Consider the following 19282-nt stretch of genomic DNA (forward strand, 5'->3'; position numbering starts at 1 on the left):
TCTATGCTAATTTTTAAAAATATTGCTCATATTAATTTCCTGACAAGCCTGCTTATATATGGAATTTCTTTTGTAAGTGTTGGCCAGGTAAAAATTGCGACATCTGCAGGAACGCCAAGCGCTTCTGCCATGATTGATGTAGAAAGTTCCAATCGTGGTTTTTTGTTACCAAGAATTGCCTTGAGTTCTTCTACCATGCAGTTAAATGGTACTACGCCCGCAGATGGGATGATGATTTTTAATTCCAATGATGTTACTACAAATAACTTAAAGGGAGCAGGCGTCTATATTTACTATGGCAACTCCTGGAGACTGTTACAAGAATATAAAAATCTGGATCCGGTTGGGGTATATAAGTATTCTGCTACCAATACACTTAATGGCTATTTGAAATGTGATGGTTCTGCGGTTTCGAGATCAGGTTATTCCGCTTTATTCTCATTAATCGGAACCGCTTTTGGTAGCGGTGACGGATCAACCACTTTTAATCTGCCTGACCTAAGAGGACGCATCTATGCAAACATCGGTGCAGGATCAGGTTTACCTTATAGGTCTTTGGCGGGAATAATGGGATCTGAAACTACTTCATTAAATGAAAATTATATGCCAGTTCACCGACATCTTGAAAGTCTTGCAGCAGATGGAAATGATGGATCGTTTGGGAATACCAGGCCAACAGTATTTTCCGAGTCAATAGGTGGAAATCCTAATCTTAATGCATCTGTAGCCTGGACATCTTATGAAGGCGGTGGGCCTATCAATCTCATGCAACCAACTATGTTTGCGGGTAGTTTTTTTATTAAATATTAAGTAATTTGTAACGAATGTATAATGATTTTTTTGAAAATTTAACTTATAAACTTGAACAGCCGTTATTCAGGATATCATCTGATTTTTAAAAATCTTTTCTTCTCCGTATGGATACAACTCGGCCTAAAACCTATAAATGCAATAGTTTAAACATGATCTATCATTTTGTCTCAGGGTTTAGACTGTTCCTGATTGCTTTATAAAATATTCAGATTTACTTCAGTTAAGTAATATAATGGATCAACTTACGCTAAGTTGATCTTAATTATTTCATGCGATATCATGATACAGTGGTTATTGCAAGATCCTGGTTAAATAATGACCAGCTACCTATCTTACGTTTACTCAAAACACCGCTTTAATAATATGAGTTTTATATAATTTCGACGCGTTAATAAGTCTTTAGCCTTACAAGTTGGAAGATCATCTGCAAGTTGCTATGTTTGGGCTTAATCGTCCTATTTATCCCATGCATCCCGTTTTTCTATTACTGATTGGTGCGATATTTATATCCCTTAGTAATGTTATGCAGATATTCATTCATAGCAAAAAAAATAAATATCTCCGCATGCTGTTATCTATCTCTCTGTTTGGCATGATGTGGTTTTTGATGATTTTCTTTCTGACAGTATCTGGAGACATACAACGCTATCCGTTATTGTACAATAAGGGGCTACCGCTATATTATCTAATTACGCCATTTTTCTATCTTTATGTTAAGGGTTCGATTGATTCGGAACAATCACGGTTCAAGGTTTCTCATTTATGGCATGTGATTCCCTCGATACCTGCGCTCCTTGCCATTATTCCATATAATTTACTTAGTAAAGAGGAGCAAATAAAGGTTGTTAAAGGTTTGGTCAAAAATATGGATCAGTTGTTTATCCCTAATCCATATATCGTAAGTAATTGGCATTGGATTGTGCTACCCGGCATAGCGTGTGTATATTGTATTTTTTTGTTTTTGGATATCCGAAAGGCAAACAAAACATTAAAATTAACCACAAATGCCACCATATGGCTTTACATTTATACTGCGGTTTTAACCTTATTTTTTTTATGCACAATATCTGCAACATTAAAGGCCCAATTTGATGCCAATGGACCACTTCACGTTTTTCGTAACGGAAAATTCGTTTTTCTTGGCTGCTTTTGCGTATTTACCTTAAGCCTGCTATTTAGTATCAATTCCGATTTTGTATTAGGACGCCGTTCTCCGGATTTGTCTGATACCAGGGAAGGTTTATTTAGTGACCAGCGGTTTTTAGAAGGTGATGCACATACACTTAACCGCACCGATAATGAAAATATACTTCCTGTTTCACCCGAAATAAGACATCGGAGAAAGATAGATCATCGGCCCAAAATAATTGACCCGGTATTGGTTAACAAAGTAGAGGTACTGATGAAACAAAAAGAATTTTTCAGAAGATCCGGATTAACGATCAGTGAGTTCTCCAGTTACTGTGATGTTCCAAATCATAAGCTTAGCGAATTGTTTAATAACCACTATAAACAGACTTTTAATGCATACGTTAATCATTTACGGATTGAATATGTAAAAAAAAGACTGGCAGAAGGTGATTGGAAACGATTCACATTGGAGGCAATTTCATTAGACGCTGGCTTTGTAACCAGGAATACATTTATCGTTACCTTTAAAAAGATTACCGGTTATACCCCCTCAGCTTACATTTCAAATCTCAAGGGAGAAGATACGTGAAAATGTATCGATTTTAAATATTGATACATATAAATGTCTTTTTATAAGGTTTTTAGGGATTGATTGCCATAGTTTTGAAATATAATTTTGTGCCTGCCCTATATCGGTTTGCTGCACTCGTCTATCGCTTACTTATATTATTGTGAAATGGAGCTTAAAGCAACTATTGAAATTGATATGGATAAAGGGGAGAAACTTCTTGTGATTGTTACAAATTCCCGGGAAGATCAAGATGATCTTTACAATCAATTATTGGCAAATATTAAAGCTTTTAAAGATGGTTTAAATTCCAGTGTAGCTCATTTTGCCTATATAACTGCCGGCTACTGGGACAAAAACAATGTCATCGTCTGGCAGAAACCATTTATTGAATTAAACATCAGTGAAAACTGAGGTTGATGAACTCATTTTGTTTGATAAATATGGATTGCTTTTAAAATTTATCAGGTAAATATGCATAGTGCGAGGGATAGCATAAATGCTCTTTAGCATACAAAACAACTTTTGCCTGATCAGCTGGATAAAGTTTTGTGCGTTCATCAAACTATCCATTATGCTAGTTCGAACTAATCTAAAGTATAGCCGGTCCTAATCAATATTTTTAGAACTTTACATCAATATCTGTTAACAGGATTGTTACAGGGTCTTTATTCTTACAACTGCACAACCAGTTGAGAGGGGGATAGACAGGGATGAACGGGGATGCTCACGCATTCCCGTTTTCAAAATATCTGTATATACAATATTTGATATGAAAAGCTTTAAAATGCTTCAATTACATCCCCATAGTTCAAATCCAAAAATCTATAAATGAAAAAGCGAAGTTATTACGTCATCATAATCGCAGTTATTGCAATAATCATAATCTCCATCTGTTTTACATCTCGTTCTAAATAATACAGTATCACGTTTAAATATACACTGTTACCCAAGCAAAGCTTAAAGCATGAACTGGTACCTTGCCCGTAGTAATCTTAATCCCAACTGTGGGCAATGAGGTAAAAGATCTGTATGCCCATACAGCTAAATTGAGGAACGCCATTAGCAAAAGGTAATTTCGTTGGGGCAATATTGTGCATCTTGATACCAGGACGCGTTAACTGTTATCGAAGGCTTTGGCTACATGATCATAAAAATGCGATTATATAAAGTATATTAAATATTTACAATTAATTTTGCAAGGTTCTTTCCAATTTCATTTTCGACTTTAAATTGACTGATAAACAAGTCGAAGTTATTAATTCGATCTTGTAGATTCTGTACATATCTGTTATGGGTGATCTTTTTCCTCATGTACCACCAAATTCTTTCAATCGGATTTAAATCGGGAGAATATGGTGGAAGATAGACGAGTTCTATTCGGTGTTTATAGCGTTCCAGTATAGGTTTGAGTCTTTTGGCATGATGGTAGGGTACATTGTCCAGGACCATGACAACTTTCCGCCCATGGTATGTTTTTACGACCAGCAACAGGAAGCTGAAAAAGCTGATTGTGTTGCCCCTGTCGGCTTTGCCTGTTATCACAATTCCTGTTTCCGGCTCTATACAGCCAAAAAGGGTCTTTCTCTCTCTTTTTCGCTGCTTTTGATTGATCCTTGGCTGTTTGCCTTTTTCTGCCCACATGTAGGACACGGTAGCTGTATTTGACAGACTCGCCTCATCCTGAAAAACAATTACAGCCTTAGCTTCCCTTGACTCCCGGAGTTTTTTTTAAAGCCTCCACCTTTTCAGCTCTGTCTTCCGCTTCGGGGTAAATGCCTTTCCCTTTTTGAAACGTTAAGCCCAACTTTCTCAATATGTTATAAATCTGCGCTTTTTTATACTCGACATGATATTCTTTCTTGATGAACTCGATCAGTAAGGGTCCGGTCCAGGTGGCGCTATTATAACCGTAATCATCTGGATGCTTATTCAATAATACCGATTTTATGGACTGTAGTTCGTCGGCACGAAGACGGTTGTTTCTTCCAGGTTTCACTTTATCGATCAAGGCTTCAACACCACCCTGGTTCAGCCGGTTTACCCAATTGCAGATTGATTTGAATGAGGTTTCATAAATCGATTCTAATTCTTGGGGGCGCCTACCAAGAGAAACCTGGTAACAGGCATATAGCCTTACAGCTTGTTGAAACTTTTCGTCTTTCCGCAGAAAGGACCTAAGTTCTTCTGAAGTGTAACCCTTTATTGTCAATGCGTTCTTGCTCATGTTGGCAAGTTACAATTTTTTATTTATTTGTAATAATATATTAGACTTTATATAAGTTCATCCGGATGGCTTGGGCTTTGCTGAATTAACCCCAGGTGAGGAGGGGAGATCATTCCAATATGCTTTCACCGTACAGAACTGATCACTTCAGCAAGCCTACGCTCAATTGCCTGGCTCAAATACACTTCCTACCTTTTAAGGGATTTCATGTCTGCCAGCACTCAAATTATCAATAAATAATGTCGTTCGTACGTTGCTCCAGCTTTGGATCTTCCGGAAACTGCCGCAAATAAAATTCTTCGTAATAGGCTTTGATAATGGCTGCAAGTGGCGTAGACAGTAGTGCACCTGTTAATCCAAACGCTGTACCCATAGCCAGTAATAAGAACAGCGACGACATCGGGTGGATGTTCATGGTAGAGGACCGGAGTTTAGGCATCAAAAAATCAGAAATCAGTTCATTCAATAATAAAAAGAATACCAGGCACCAAAGCGCCGTTGCAGGGCTAACGGAAAGTGCAACCAGGGTAGGAGGGATGGCCATAATATAAAACCCTATTTTTGGGATAAGTTCAGAAAAGAAAGCCAGTGCTGCCCAAACCAATGCGCCCGGAACATTCATCAGCGTAAGAAAACCATATACAAGAACTGCTTCAATAGCACCTCCAATAAGATTGGATTTCATCCATCCAACAAGCATAATCGATGTATGTTTCATTGCATTTTCTGCTTTTTCCCGCTGTTTTAAGGGAAATACGGTTAGGTAAAGCTCAATGATGGGTTTAGGATTCCCCACAAAAAATACAACCATGCAGATAAACACGATGAATACAAAAACACCTCCAAGGATGGAGAATGAAAAATTTCCAATCCCCATAACGGTATTGCCTATGGAGGGAATTGCAGATGATATAGACGAACCTCCCTCACTCATTTCCTTCCTCAATTCAGGAAATTTACGCAACAATGAATCCAGGTAACCCGAAACGCTCGCATAATATTTTGGCAGGTTTCCAATCAACACATCCAGCTGGTTGCTCATGTGCGGTACCACCATCCAGCCAAGCAATGCCGTAATCCCAAAAATGATAAAAAATACGATCAGACAGGCCAGCCAGCGCTTCATTCCTTTTTTCTCCAGCCGACTTACCGGAGCGTTAATAATTAGTCCTAAAACGATAGCGAAAATACCCAGCAGCACGATGCTTAAAATTTTTAATAGAAACCAGAGCAGAATAATAAGTCCGGCTGTGTAAAGGATAATTGAGGTTACCGTCCTGAATATCCCGTTGTTCGATTTAATGTTCATGTATCAAACTAACCTTGTTTAATACAAAAATGTTTGACTGTAGCCTCAAAGTATTATACACATCAACCAAATGTTTCTTTACAAAGTAGATGCTTTCATTTATTCGCTTATGCCCCATAATTTCCCTGTATTATGGTGTAGATTTAACATTATTGTAAGTTAACCATACATGTGTACCCTGTTGTTATATCGGGCTCGCCTAAATTTGTCGGTAAGGTAATTAGCTTTACCAGACGCATTTCCGCTAATGCTTAAACCAGATATTTATTACATACAGATAAACAAACTTTTCCGGAATCCTAATGAAATCAATGAAGTACCTCATGTTAAGCCTAAGCCTGGTCGTGTTAAGTTTTTCGGCCATCGCTCAATCGTCTGCACAAATTGTTTGGTTGGATGATTTAGACTTAAGTAGTGCAACCCAGGGATATGGAACACCCGGAAAAAACAAAACAGTGGATGGTAAAACAATGACGATAGCAGGCAAAACCTTCGAAAGAGGTTTTGGTACGCATGCAACCAGCCAGTTAACCATTATTTTAGACGGAAAGGCAAAGTCTTTTTCTACTATGGTAGGCATTGATGATGAAGTGAAAGGACAAAAGCCAGCAGCTGAATTTATAGTTACAGGCGATGGGAAGCGGCTTTGGAGCAGTGGGGTAATGCAATTGGGTGAAGAAGCCAAATCATGCAAGGTTAACCTGGATGGGATAAAAAGGTTGAAACTGATGGTTACAGATGGAGGTAATGGCAATTATTATGATCATGTAAACTGGGCAGATGCCAAATTTGAAGCGATAGGGGTAAATACCTTTAAAACATATAACCCAATTTCCTCTATTCCTTATATATTAACGCCAAAACCAACAGCCTTTCCCAAACTTACAGGTGCAAAGGTATTTGGAATCAGACCGGGATCTCCGTTTCAGCACCGGGTTACGGCAACAGGCGAAAGACCCTTAACTTTTACTGCCTTAAATTTGCCAAGAGGACTCAAAATTGACAAGAATACTGGTGTAATTACAGGGAAGATTACTCAAAAAGGAACTTATCTCGTTACTTTAAAGGCTAAAAATGCAAAAGGTACTGCCGAAAGAAAGTTTAAAATAGTGTGTGGTGATCGCATTGCGCTCACACCGCCGATGGGGTGGAATAGCTGGAATTGTTTTGCTCACGAGGTATCTGCAGATAAGATAAAACGTGCTGCTGATGCCATGGCAAAGAGCGGGTTGGTTAATCACGGCTGGACTTACATCAACATTGACGACTTTTGGCAAAATAACCGAGATTCAAAAAATCCTGACTTACAAGGCAAATTCCGGGATGATGCAGGAAATATTATCACCAACAAAAGATTTCCGGACATGAAAGGTCTTGCTGATGATGTGCATAAACTGGGGTTGAAAATCGGTCTATACTCCAGCCCCGGCCCGTGGACCTGTGGAGGCTGTGCAGGTAGTTACGGCTATGAAAAAAATGATGCCGAAAGTTATGCCAAATGGGGTTTTGATTATCTAAAATACGATTGGTGCAGTTATGGCAACGTAATTGATGGTTTGCCGGATCATGATCCTTATAAAGTTTCATCATTATCATATAAAGGCGGCGAAAAATTAAATACCGCGGTCAAACCATTTCAAATGATGGGCGATTATTTGCGCGCCCAGTCACGAGATATTGTCTTTAGTTTGTGCCAGTATGGAATGTCTGATGTTTGGAAATGGGGAGATGAAGTGCATGGAAGTGCCTGGAGAACCACCAATGATATTACTGACACCTGGGCTAGCGTGAAAAGTATTGCACTGGCACAAGATCAAGCAGCACCTTATGCCAAACCAGGCAACTGGAACGATCCCGACATGTTGGTAGTGGGGCAGGTTGGCTGGGGAAATCCTCACCCGAGTAAGCTCAAACCAGATGAACAATATTTGCATATTAGTTTATGGAGTATGTTCGCTGCACCGTTATTAATAGGTTGCGATATGGAAAAGCTGGATGATTTTACCTTAAACCTGCTTACCAATGATGAAGTGATCGAAATCAATCAGGATCCATTGGGGAAACAGGGTATCTGTCTGCAAACCATTGGCGATTTGAGGATTTATGTTAAAATGCTGGAAGATGGAGGGATGGCCATCGGTTTCTGTAATTTCGGGACAGAGCCTGTAGATATGAATTATGCAGATTTTGAAAAATTGGGATTAAAAGGACGTTTTACCGTAAGAGATCTTTGGCGACAGAAACAAGTTGCTACAGTAGACACTAAAACTTCAAAAATAAAGCTGAATGTGCCGGCACATGGGGTGTTATTGTATAAGTTTTCAAACATGCAGCGTTATTGAAATCCGGTTGAGAAGATTTGGTTTCGCTAAGCTTCGGATTTTAGACTGCGGTTGAATGACGATGGGTAACCGTGTTTTTGCTGGCATATTTATTGTTTATGGTCTAAAATTTAAATGATTGAGATGAACAGATTAGCAATAGTGGTGATTGGACTGATGTTATGCTCTGCCTGTGGAGAACGAGCCGGCAATTCAGAACAGAAAGATAGGCAAGCTGCTGAAAATATTGGAGCAGACCAGGATGAGCATGGTTGTATCGGATCAGCCGGATATACCTGGAGCAAATTGAAAAATGATTGTATACAAATTTTCAATGCAGGATTTCGATTGAATCCGGTCGCCATTCAAAAGGATAAAGAGGTGACCAGTGCTTTTGTGCTGATGAGTGATGACCAATCCAGGATAGAGTTGTTTCTTCCGGATGATGATCAGCACTCCATACTTTTAAATAAATCCGGAGATTTGATTTATGGTAATGATAGTTGCCGTTATGATGCGAAAAAATCAGTTCTCTATTTAAAAGATCAGGTAGCCTATAAAGGCAATGTAGAGTGAAATGTCGGATCATTTTTATTTTAAAAGGGGCATCGTTTAATGGTCATTTTAACCTAAATAGCAGTTTTTTACTACCTATCTAATTTATTGGAAGCAGAAGCTATCTGTTCCTGCTATTTTGGCAAGCAGGCAATCCGTTCTACTTCCGGTTTTGCATCCGGCATACATAGCCGTTCAATCTTTACCCAGGTAGCTGCCGGAAAATTACCTGTTAAAAATTTATGGAGTTTTGATTTAAGCAAATAAACAGTTATAATGATTTACTGTTAATGCATGTCGCTAAAATTGACTACAAGTATTTGGTACCCACTCCGTAAATAATCGAAACAGTTACCTGTTTCTACACATTTATGCTAATTTTGTTTATCATGACAAATGCGGCCGAACAGGTGATAAGGATGTGAAATTAATCATGTTGTAATTGATCCGTGACCAATATGTTTCAAAATCATCAATCATTAAAAAACAAATTTTATGTCTCCATCTAATATTAAATCTCCCGGGGTTTACATCAACGAGCTTGACGCTTTTTCCAATTCGGTAGTGCCGGTTGCATCTGCAGTACCTGCTTTTATTGGTTATACACCACAGGCCATGTACCAGGGAAAATCTTATGCCCATGTAGCGCAAAAAATCTCCTCTTTTTCCGAGTTTAAAGCATTTTTTTGCTATCCCGATGCACCGGCACCCGCTAGTGAGGTGAAACAGTATAATCCGGGGTATTACCTGCTGCAACAGCAATCACAACCAACTGATCCCGGTTACGTGGTCATCAATAGCAATTATTATTCGGTTCTTCCTGATCCTAATACCATTTATTACCTTTACAATAGCGTAAAAATGTTCTATGAAAATGGTGGTGGTTACGCTTATATTGTTTCTGTCGGTACCTATGGCGCCCCATTAAATAGCCCCATGGCTTTAGGAACGCAACTGATTAATCCCAATGTAAAACTGAAAGATTTAACAGATGGATTGGCCTTATTAGTGAACGAACAGGAGCCAACCATGTACATCTGCCCCGAAGCAACTTTGCTCTCTGTAGCAGATAACGGCGCATTAATGCGAGCCATGTTACTACAGTGTAAGGAAACACAAACAGCCATGTCTGTATTTGATGTAATTGGGGGTAGAAACCCTGATCCGATTTTGTATACAGAGGATATCCAGACGTTCAGAGACAATACTGGGCAAGTTGGGCTTGATTATGGAGCAGCATATTATCCGTTTATTGGTACCACCACGATGCGAACATCAGATATCGATTATACGAATCTTTTTGGTGGTGATACGAAACAACTGGCTCCTTTGCTAAATCCGGCCGATCATCCCAATCCGGCTGCGGCTCAGATTTTAGCCAATATTGAAAATCCTTCGGGTACAAGGTTAACGGTGGCACAATACCATAATGCGCTAATCAATGCCAGCGAAACTTATCGTAATATCATCAATCAGGTGCTTGCTGTTGCCAATATTTTGCCTCCAAGCGGTGCTATGGCCGGCATCATTACCAATATCGATAACCATTATGGGCCATGGCAGGCACCTGCAAATGTAAGTATTGTTGGCGCAACATCACTTCCTATCAATTTATCAGAAAACCAGCATGCCAACTTAAATATAGATACCGTTTCGGGGAAATCAATAAACGCCATCCGCTCTTTTAAAGGCATTGGCATTTTAGTGTGGGGGGCGCGTACCTTAGATAGCAATAGTCAGGATTGGAGATATATCCCGACAAGGAGAACCATGACTTTTCTGGAACAATCGTGTAAACTGGCCTGTCGTACATATGTTTTTCAGCCCAATGATAACACGACCTGGGATGCTGTTAAATCAATGCTCAGCAGTTTCTTAACCAACATTTGGAAAGAAGGCGGGTTAATGGGAGCAACACCTGCCGATGCTTTTTCGGTAGACTGTGGCTTAGGTACTACTATGACGGGAGATGATATATTGAAAGGTATCATGACAGTGGCAATAAGTGTAGCGCCAACCCGCCCCGCGCAGTTTATCGAGTTCACGATCCAACAGCAGATGCAGGTACAGCGTTTATGATGATCTCACAATAATATTCAGTTTAAAATATAAAATGATGACAGATGATGGCAACAAGCAAGGCTCAACGTGGCCTATGCCGAGGTTTAGGTTTGAGGTAGATTTTGGAACAGAATTAAAAGGTGTAGCCTTCGAGGAAGTTTCGGGATTAAATATGGAAACACCAATCATTGATTATAGAACAGGCGATAGTCAGCATTTTTCGACCATAAAAATGCCTGGTATTACGAAGTATGGTCAGGTAACCCTGAAAAGGGGGATTTTTGTAAATGACAGGAACCTTTTGAGCTGGTTGGCCGAAATTAAGATGAATACGATTAACAGAAGAACCATCCTGATTAAGCTGTTGGATGAAAGCGGTAATGTAACCATGCAATGGTCGTTAGGCAATGCATGGCCAACCAAAATAACCAGTACCGATCTGAAATCGGATGGTGATGAGGTAGCCATTGATACCATGGAAATTGCATACGAACAACTCACCATTGCCAATGGCCGGTAAGAATATGCGGCAGGCTTTATTTTTGAATTTGCTTTCAAAGGAGAAGATGTCGCTTTTCGAGCTTAACAGTCATTTCGTCGGGGCGTAGAAGATTAGCGTTTGTTGAAGAAACCAGGACTGAATATCAGTTAATAACCATTTCTTCCGAGGATCCCCTAAAATGGAGCAAGCAAGAAAAATATCCTAATTTTTTGATGAGCAATACAACAGAAACAGTAAAAGAAGGCATTCCTGTAAAAAATGCGGGGTTAGTGTTAATTAACCATTATCTCCCAATGCTTTTTCAACGCCTAGGCCTTACCGATGCGCATGGATTTTTCTTGCAGGATAAACCGGCTGACGCCATTCAGTACCTTCAATTTGTAGCCACTGGTTTAACGGAAACCGAAGCGCATTACCTCGCCCTGAATAAGGTTTTATGCGGCGTTCAGATTTGCGGGCCTGTTGTCAACAAAATAGAAATCAGTTCGAAAGATATTGAACTGATTGAACAGCTTTTGCGGGCCGTGGCTGGACATTGGAACGCTATTGGATCAACATCTACAGAAGGTTTTAGGGGCAACTGGCTCATCAGAGAGGGGATATTGGTTGAATATGATGATAAATGGGAGCTGTTTATTGAAAAAAGAGCTTATGATTTGCTCCTGAATCAATCGCCTTTTACTTTCTCTTTAATCAAATACCCATGGATGAGTAAACCTTTGTATGTTCAATGGCCATATTAAAAATGAAAACCAGATGAATAATCGGATTTTAAGTCTTATTTTTTGACGATTCTCGCAAAAACGTGAATATGATGTTATACACCTGGGGTAATGCTTTCAGCTAAATTCCCTAAAAGAAATCTCCTCTTAAATCCCTTTTTTGCAAAGGAGTTGTATCTTTGGTTATCAACAGTCAAACTTGAAGCCTGAATTTTCTGATACTGTCCTTTGGTCCCGCCTGCTTAATGGCGAGAAAGATGCCCTGGATCAAATCTATAAGGCGCATTTTCAGGCATTATACCAATATGGGATGCGCATGCTCCATCAAGAAGATGAGGTAAAAGATTGTCTGCATAATCTTTTTGTTAAACTTTGGGAGAACAGAAAAAAACTCAATCCAACAACACAGATCCGCTATTATCTGCTCGCTGCCCTTCGCAATACCATCGTGAACCACCGGACAAAGGAATCGAAATATGAAAAAGTGGAAGCCAACGACGAATACCTTTTTGATTTAAACTTTACGCTGGAATCTGCCTATATCCGCAAAGAAGAAATACACGAAAAGACTGCAAAACTTGCTGCAGCGATGAACCAGCTCACCCCCAGGCAGAAAGAGATCATTTATCTTAAATATTTCGAAGAACTGGATTATAGCCAGATTGCAGAAATTATGGGTCTGACCACCAAGGGTACTTATAAGCTTAGCGCGAGGGCGTTGGATGCCTTACGCGAGATCATGAAAGTGGATAAAACCTCAATGGTATTGCTCTTGCTGGAATTCAACAGACTTTATATAAATGGTATTCTTAAATAAGCTAATAACCAAGCCTATGCTTATTCCACTAAGTAATAAAGCATAACGAGGTGCTATTGTACTATCCGTTGCCCGCAAGAAAATATTTTAAAAATAATTAAAATTCCATGGGGTAATTTTATTTTCTTTTCTGTTTGTATAATCGTATGGCCACCATTGGTCGCACTGTTTTATGACCAAACAAGATTACACCACCTTCACGATAAACGATTTTTTAGAAGATCCCGATTTTCTGCGTTATGTTAAATATCAGCTGCCGGAAGACGGGCTTTTCTGGGAAAACTGGCAGAAGGCACAACCTGAAAACCTGGCTGCATTTTCGGATGCGGAATTGCAGCTGCAACTAGTGCTCAGTCCAAAGCCCTTTAAAGCTTCTCCCGGTTTGGAAGAAAATCTTTTGGTCACTATTCATCAGTCTATCGCAAAGGACCACAAAAAAATAAAAATCAGCAGGCAAAAATATTTTTGGGCAGGGGGGCTGGCTGCCAGTTTAATGGTGGCATTATTTATCGGCTGGTTCCTGAATTCAACCGTGAGTATCCATACGGCATTTGGCGAACAAAAAAGGATTGCGTTGCCAGATGGTTCTGAAGTGATTTTAAATGCCAACTCTACCTTGAGTTATCCACGGGCTTATGCCTGGAAAGGAAACAGGGCGGTTAAACTGGAAGGTGAAGCCTATTTTAAAGTTAAACACCTCAATCATAACGCCGCCCATATTAAACCCGGCGAATTGTTTAAGGCGGAAACCAGCACGATAGAAGTGCGGGTTTTAGGTACTACGTTCAATATAAAGGAAAGACGTGGTATGGCTCATGTTGCGCTGGTTGAAGGTAGCGTATCGGTACGATCAGTTAAAAGCGGACAGCAATATCAGATGTATCCTGGAAATGTGGTACAGGTAAATAGTCGCAATGGTTTGCTAACAGCAGAGAAACAAGGTTCGCTACAGCAATCAGCCTGGACAGACGGTCGATTAGTCGTCAATCAAGCCACGGTTAATGAAATCCTGCGAAATTTCGAAGATGTTTATGGGTACCGGGTGATTCTGGATGATCCGGCACTTGGCGAGAAAAAGATTGATGGCAGCATTTCGATCAAAAGTGAAGAGGGCTTGCTGTTTACCCTGAGCCATATCTTAAATGTAAATATCCAAAAACAAGGCAAGGTTATTTATCTCAAACGCAGATAAATGCCCGCCCATATTATCAACAAACAACCAAACTAATCAACATGAACAAAAACTTTACCAGACCCCTTTATTTTTTACTGGTGGTATTGCTGTCTTTTGGTGCTGCTTTCCACGCGGCTGCTCAAGATCAGCAAATTAGCCTGCAACAGGCACTCGATGCCATTTCGAAAAAATACAAAACCAAGTTTGCTTACGAACACAGTATTATACAGGGAAAAACAGCCTCTGCGGCAGGTTTGAAGGCAAAATCGGTAGATGAAGCGCTGAAAAATGTATTGTATCCGAATAACCTGTTATTCCTGTATGTAAGCGAAGGAAATTATACCATCGTAAGCAGAGATGCCAAAGCATTAGCGGAAAATGCCCAAATGGCTTTACCTGAACTGAATAGTAGCAACACAACAGAATTTTTTATTTCCGGACAGGTTACGGATGAAAACAGTAATCCGCTGCCTGGAGTGACCATCAAATCCAACGGATCTAACCGGGCAGTTACTACCGACGGAAACGGAAAGTATTCGATTTTTTTGCCGAACAATACCACTTCCATTAGTTTTTCTTACCTCGGTTACCAATCCAGCAATCTACCGGTAACATCCAATACCGCCAATCTCAATGTATCGCTCACGCCTGCAGGAGGCAATCAATTGCAGGATGTAAACATCGTTTCTAATGGTTACCAGGTATTGCCTAAAGAACGTTCAACCGGAGCGGCATTTGGAGTAACTGCAGAAGACCTTAAAAAAATCCCTACCCCTAACGTGGTGCAGCGTTTAGAATCACAGGTTCCAGGATTAAAGGTTACCTTAAACTCTGACAACATATTTACTTATGGGACTACGCAGCAAGGGATCAATTCTTCAACCCGCTCATTAGGGAGGGCTGATTACAACATGGAAATCAGGGGCAATAATACCCTTAAAGGAGAAAGCTTTCCGTTGGTAGTAGTAGATGGTGCCATTATGGAATTAGATTTAGCAACTATCAACCCAAATGATATTGCCAACATTTCGTTTTTGAAAGATGCTGCGGCAGCTTCTATATGGGGAACCCGTGCAGCAAATGGAGTAATCGTAATTACAACCAAAAAAGGTAAAACGGGGCAGGCACCAACCATCAGTTTTTCCATGACGGCTGCCATAGCCAATCGTCCGGATTTGGGTTACCTTAAAACAATGAATGCTGCACAGACAATTGCTTATGAGCAAGATTTAGTGGCCAAAAATTTAATTTTTGCGCCCAGCGCGACCTCTGCTTTAAGTGGCCCTGTTGCTGAAGCAACCGACCTGACTTTCAAATTAAAGGCCGGAACGATTACTCAAGCTGCCTATGATGCAGCCATCGGCCGCCTGGGCGCCAGAGATAACCGTTCGCAAATAGATAATTACCTTTTACGGCCTTCCAACAACCAGCAATACAACCTTTCGGTAAGCGGTGGAGGTAAGAGCAGTGATTATTTCTATTCTGCTTCCTACAGTAAAGAAAATCCTTATACTAAAGGTACTGAAGGCCAGCGTTTAACTTTAGCCATGAACAATAATTTCAAATTGTTTAAAGTAGCCACATTATCGGCAAATTTCAGGGCCTCCTTCTTTAAGTATAAAACCGGCGCGGTAAGCCTTACCAATCTGTTCTCACCATCAGCCAGTACCTTTATGCCTTATAATCAATTCGTAGGTGACAACGGCAACCGCGTGGCTTATTCTACTGCTTATTACGCCGGCTGGGTAGAGAACCTGCAAAGCCAGGGTTTCCTGAACTGGAAATACAACGTGCTTGATGAGATGGATAACGTAGACAACTCACAAAATGAAAACAATTATAATTTCAACCTGAACCTGAATGTTCCGATCTTTAAAGGTTTATCTGCAAATGCTCTTTTTGCCAATGAAAGAAGCTTTGGTTACACCAAAAACTATTATAACGAATCAACTTTTTATTACCGCAATTTGGTAAACACCTACACCCCTATACCTACTTCAGGCAGAGCGGCAAACAGCATCGGACTGGCCCCAGGTAGTGGGATCTTAAGCAATATGAATGGTAGTAACAACAACTATACCTTACGAGGGCAGTTAAACTACGACCGTACGTTTGGCAATGATCACCAATTAACCATGATTGCCGGTTCTGAGATCCGCCAAACCAAAGCAGGGCAGGGAACAAATGTGCTTTATGGTTACAATACCGGAAACGGGATTTCAAGAGCGGTAAATTTCTTTACACCTTATGCCACCGTTCAGGGTTATAACCAGGGCTTGGCAGGTAATCCGACACAACAGGATAAGGTAAGAAGGTACCTTTCTTACTACAGTAACGCTGCCTATACCTATAAAGGAAAATATACCCTTTCAGGGAGTGTGCGATATGATGATTACAATAACTTTGGGGTAGATCGTAAATTCCGTGCTACGCCACTTTGGTCTTCAGGTTTAAAATGGGATGCCAAAAAAGAATCCTTTTTACAACATGAAAATTGGCTAAGCAGCTTGAGTTTGCGGGCAACTTATGGTGTAAACGGAAATATCTCCACAAATACTTATCCTTTTACCTGGATCAGTTTAGGTTCTGGCGATGCTGCTACCGGCTTACCGAATGCCAGTATTATAGCCCCGGCCAATCCGGAGTTAAGATGGGAGAAAACAAATGTGGCCAACTTAGGGGTTGATTTTGCGTTATGGGATAACCGTTTGTCGGGTTCGGTAGATGTGTACAGCAAAAGGGGGAAAGACCTGTTTTACGAGTTCCCGATTAACGGAACTTATGGTTTTACCAGTATTTTTAGAAACACCGCTTCTTTATCGGGGCATGGTATGGAGTTCAATCTGAATGGCACTATGATCCGCGAAAAGGATTATGAGTGGAACGCCGGGCTGAATTTTGCCTATAATACAAACGAGATAACCGATACGCGTTTTGTTGTCAATTCTTCTTTTTTTTCCAATCCTGCATTCGGCGGGGTGCCTTTAGATGGTTATGCATCGGATAAAATATTTGTGTTCCGCAATGCCGGTTTAGATGCCAACGGATTAACACAGGTATACGACCAGAATGGAAACAAGGTTGCCGCCAATCAGAATGTAACCTCTATTGATGCCTTAGCCTATGTGGGCCGTAAAACCCCACCATATTTTGGTAGTTTTAATACTTCATTCCGGTATAAAGCATTTACCTTAATGGCGGTAGCCACTTATCAGTTTGGTAACGTTTTCATGCGCCCAACCATTTCTGCCTATCCTTCTTCCCGCCAGGGTACCAAGTATGATCTGCATGAAGATATCACCAGACGTTGGACCAAAGCAGGTGATGAGGCCTTTACTAATGTACCAGGTGCAGCAGGAGCTTTCGCACCAATCAGTTTATTGCGCTATCAGCAATCAGACATTAACGTATTAAAGGGTGATTATATCCGGTTGCGTGAGTTATCCTTAAGTTACCAGATTCCGGTAGAAAAATTAAAATTTATGAGGGCTGCCAATGTGGGCTTCTCGGTAAGAAATTTAGGTTTGATCTGGAAAGCCAACAAAGAAGGACTTGATCCTGATTTTACCGGTAGTTTAAATTCGTCTACATTGGGACTTCCTTCGCCGGTATCCTATAACTTATCCCTTAATGTGAACTTTTAACCAAAACGATAATGACTCTAAAATATAAAATTCTTGCTTTTCTTTTAGCTACCGGCACATTGGCCGGATGTAAGAAATTCGTTGATATTAAAACCCAGGGGCAGCTGGTACCCAATCAAACTATCAATTACCGATATCTGTTAAACAATACTTCCAATTTTGAAACGGTAGCCAACCTGTCTGATTTCGCTTCGTCGGATATCAACCTGAATGACGCCGCGCAACAAACCGCACTTTCAGGATCGCTGAATTACAACTATCTGTTAGCCAGTTATACCTGGCAGCCGGTTATCTATCCTTTAGGATCAAATATTGAACAAGATCCAAACTGGATCCGTTTGTACAATAATGTTTTAAATTGTAATACCATCATTAATGAATTGCCAGGCAGCGATGGCACTCAGGCAGAAAAAGATGCCTTAACCGCTGAAGCTTTGGTACACCGGGCAGATACTTATCTGAATCTGGTAAATACCTATGCGAAACCTTACAATGCTGCAACTGCAGGAACTGATTTGGGTGTACCCTTAATCCTGGTACAAACTCTGAGTCAGAAGCTAAACCGTGCTTCTGTGCGGGAGGTGTATAACCAGATCATTAGTGATCTTACCAAAGCACTCCCGGTTTTGCCAGAAACGCAGGCCTACAATACGCTTCCTTCAAAAGCTTCGGCCTACGGCGAGTTGGCCCGTTGCTATCTTTTGATGAATGATTATGTAAACGCTGGCAAATACGCAGATGAAGCACTCAGATTAAGAAGTACCCTGAACGATCTGTCAACGATTACAACTGTGAGCAGTGCAAATTACCCCAGAAGAATCACAGATCCAGAAATTCTGTTGTCCAAGGTACCGGCTAACAGTTCTTTGAACTTTTTTCCTACTGTATTAAAACCTAGTGACGAATGGTTCAGTTTACTAGGTACTAAAGATCAGCGTTATACTTTATTTACCACGGCGGCAGCAAGCGTATCCTCCAGCTTGACCGGCAGGGTTTACACCAAAGAACGTGCGATAGGAGAGACCCGTAATGAAGGACCTTCTGTACCGGAGATGATGCTGATCCGTGCTGAAGCTTATGCACGTGCCAGTGATGCGACCAATGCAATGATCTGGGTAAACAACCTTCGGATTAAAAGATTTAAAACTGCAGATTATATACCCTTAACGGCTACTGATGCGAATGATGCCCTGAACAAGGTGATTGATGAGCGCCGCCGCGAATTTTTTGGCATTTCGCTTCGCTGGTGGGATATGCGGAGGTTAAATAATCAAACAAATTTCCAGCGAACTTACACACGTGTGTTTAATGGCACCACCTACACACTGGCGCCAAACAGTAACCGATATGTATTTCCAATTGCCGAATACTTCCGTTCATTAAACCCTGAACTGGAGCAAAACCCTTAATTTATTACTTATTCCATGGCACAGTTTTT

Annotated in this window: 15 protein-coding genes; 12 read left to right on the forward strand and 3 right to left on the reverse strand. The window is 40.5% G+C overall.

The window, feature by feature from the left end:
• Nucleotides 1–3 precede the first annotated feature (3 nt).
• From QZ738_RS14100 to QZ738_RS14110, 3 genes are all read left to right on the forward strand, one after another.
• Entirely contained in the window at nt 4–810 is an 807-nt protein-coding gene (locus QZ738_RS14100; protein WP_293788399.1) for a phage tail protein, read from the forward strand.
• Between the two features lie 568 nt (nt 811–1378).
• Nucleotides 1379–2533 carry an AraC family transcriptional regulator gene (locus QZ738_RS14105; RefSeq protein ID WP_293788400.1) on the forward strand — a complete coding sequence of 385 codons (1155 nt, stop codon included), beginning with the start codon at nt 1379–1381 and terminating at the stop codon, nt 2531–2533.
• A 147-nt stretch (nt 2534–2680) separates the two neighbouring features.
• Nucleotides 2681–2926, forward strand: coding sequence for a hypothetical protein (locus tag QZ738_RS14110; protein ID WP_293788401.1), 246 nt, complete (start codon nt 2681–2683; stop codon nt 2924–2926).
• A gap of 762 nt (nt 2927–3688) precedes the next feature.
• Here QZ738_RS14110 and QZ738_RS14115 read toward each other — a convergent pair.
• From QZ738_RS14115 to QZ738_RS14125, 3 genes are all read right to left on the reverse strand, one after another.
• Nucleotides 3689–4207, reverse strand: a complete 519-nt coding sequence (locus tag QZ738_RS14115; RefSeq protein WP_293788436.1) for an IS630 family transposase — start codon at nt 4205–4207, stop codon at nt 3689–3691.
• Between the two features lie 7 nt (nt 4208–4214).
• Nucleotides 4215–4739, reverse strand: coding sequence for a helix-turn-helix domain-containing protein (locus QZ738_RS14120; RefSeq protein ID WP_293788402.1), 525 nt, complete (start codon nt 4737–4739; stop codon nt 4215–4217).
• 229 nt (nt 4740–4968) lie between these two features.
• Nucleotides 4969–6048, reverse strand: a complete 1080-nt coding sequence (locus tag QZ738_RS14125) for an AI-2E family transporter (RefSeq protein WP_293788403.1) — start codon at nt 6046–6048, stop codon at nt 4969–4971.
• 311 nt (nt 6049–6359) lie between these two features.
• Between QZ738_RS14125 and QZ738_RS14130 the strand changes: the two genes are divergently transcribed.
• From QZ738_RS14130 to QZ738_RS14170, 9 genes are all read left to right on the forward strand, one after another.
• Nucleotides 6360–8390 (forward strand): NPCBM/NEW2 domain-containing protein, encoded by a 2031-nt coding sequence (locus tag QZ738_RS14130; RefSeq protein WP_293788404.1) that lies wholly within the window; start codon nt 6360–6362, stop codon nt 8388–8390.
• Nucleotides 8391–8513: 123 nt separating this feature from the next.
• Entirely contained in the window at nt 8514–8945 is a 432-nt protein-coding gene (locus tag QZ738_RS14135) for a hypothetical protein (protein ID WP_293788405.1), read from the forward strand.
• Between the two features lie 474 nt (nt 8946–9419).
• Complete coding sequence (locus QZ738_RS14140; RefSeq protein WP_293788406.1) at nt 9420–11003, forward strand: phage tail sheath C-terminal domain-containing protein; 1584 nt, start codon at nt 9420–9422, stop codon at nt 11001–11003.
• 34 nt (nt 11004–11037) lie between these two features.
• Nucleotides 11038–11505 carry a phage tail protein gene (locus QZ738_RS14145; RefSeq protein ID WP_293788407.1) on the forward strand — a complete coding sequence of 156 codons (468 nt, stop codon included), beginning with the start codon at nt 11038–11040 and terminating at the stop codon, nt 11503–11505.
• Between the two features lie 137 nt (nt 11506–11642).
• The gene (locus QZ738_RS14150; RefSeq protein ID WP_293788437.1) at nt 11643–12230 is read left to right on the forward strand and encodes a contractile injection system tape measure protein; all 588 of its coding nucleotides are present in this window, start codon (nt 11643–11645) and stop codon (nt 12228–12230) included.
• 178 nt (nt 12231–12408) lie between these two features.
• Entirely contained in the window at nt 12409–13026 is a 618-nt protein-coding gene (locus tag QZ738_RS14155) for a sigma-70 family RNA polymerase sigma factor (RefSeq protein ID WP_293788408.1), read from the forward strand.
• Between the two features lie 172 nt (nt 13027–13198).
• Nucleotides 13199–14218 carry a FecR family protein gene (locus tag QZ738_RS14160; RefSeq protein WP_293788409.1) on the forward strand — a complete coding sequence of 340 codons (1020 nt, stop codon included), beginning with the start codon at nt 13199–13201 and terminating at the stop codon, nt 14216–14218.
• A gap of 41 nt (nt 14219–14259) precedes the next feature.
• Nucleotides 14260–17844 (forward strand): SusC/RagA family TonB-linked outer membrane protein, encoded by a 3585-nt coding sequence (locus tag QZ738_RS14165; protein ID WP_293788410.1) that lies wholly within the window; start codon nt 14260–14262, stop codon nt 17842–17844.
• Between the two features lie 11 nt (nt 17845–17855).
• Nucleotides 17856–19253, forward strand: coding sequence for a RagB/SusD family nutrient uptake outer membrane protein (locus QZ738_RS14170; RefSeq protein ID WP_293788411.1), 1398 nt, complete (start codon nt 17856–17858; stop codon nt 19251–19253).
• Nucleotides 19254–19282 lie beyond the last annotated feature (29 nt).

Source organism: uncultured Pedobacter sp. (assembly GCF_913776295.1).
In the GTDB taxonomy this organism is placed as follows: domain Bacteria; phylum Bacteroidota; class Bacteroidia; order Sphingobacteriales; family Sphingobacteriaceae; genus Pedobacter.

Bases quoted from the DNA above. Each gene is read 5' to 3' on its own strand.
- QZ738_RS14130 (WP_293788404.1), top strand. From the start codon at position 6,360: ATGAAGTACCTCATGTTAAGCCTAAGCCTGGTCGTGTTAAGTTTTTCG.
- QZ738_RS14105 (WP_293788400.1), top strand. From the start codon at position 1,379: ATGCTGTTATCTATCTCTCTGTTTGGCATGATGTGGTTTTTGATGATT.
- QZ738_RS14140 (WP_293788406.1), top strand. From the start codon at position 9,420: ATGTCTCCATCTAATATTAAATCTCCCGGGGTTTACATCAACGAGCTT.
- QZ738_RS14110 (WP_293788401.1), top strand. From the start codon at position 2,681: ATGGAGCTTAAAGCAACTATTGAAATTGATATGGATAAAGGGGAGAAA.
- QZ738_RS14125 (WP_293788403.1), bottom strand. From the start codon at position 6,048: ATGAACATTAAATCGAACAACGGGATATTCAGGACGGTAACCTCAATT.
- QZ738_RS14135 (WP_293788405.1), top strand. From the start codon at position 8,514: ATGAACAGATTAGCAATAGTGGTGATTGGACTGATGTTATGCTCTGCC.
- QZ738_RS14170 (WP_293788411.1), top strand. From the start codon at position 17,856: ATGACTCTAAAATATAAAATTCTTGCTTTTCTTTTAGCTACCGGCACA.
- QZ738_RS14120 (WP_293788402.1), bottom strand. From the start codon at position 4,739: ATGAGCAAGAACGCATTGACAATAAAGGGTTACACTTCAGAAGAACTT.
- QZ738_RS14160 (WP_293788409.1), top strand. From the start codon at position 13,199: ATGACCAAACAAGATTACACCACCTTCACGATAAACGATTTTTTAGAA.
- QZ738_RS14100 (WP_293788399.1), top strand. From the start codon at position 4: ATGCTAATTTTTAAAAATATTGCTCATATTAATTTCCTGACAAGCCTG.
- QZ738_RS14165 (WP_293788410.1), top strand. From the start codon at position 14,260: ATGAACAAAAACTTTACCAGACCCCTTTATTTTTTACTGGTGGTATTG.
- QZ738_RS14145 (WP_293788407.1), top strand. From the start codon at position 11,038: ATGATGACAGATGATGGCAACAAGCAAGGCTCAACGTGGCCTATGCCG.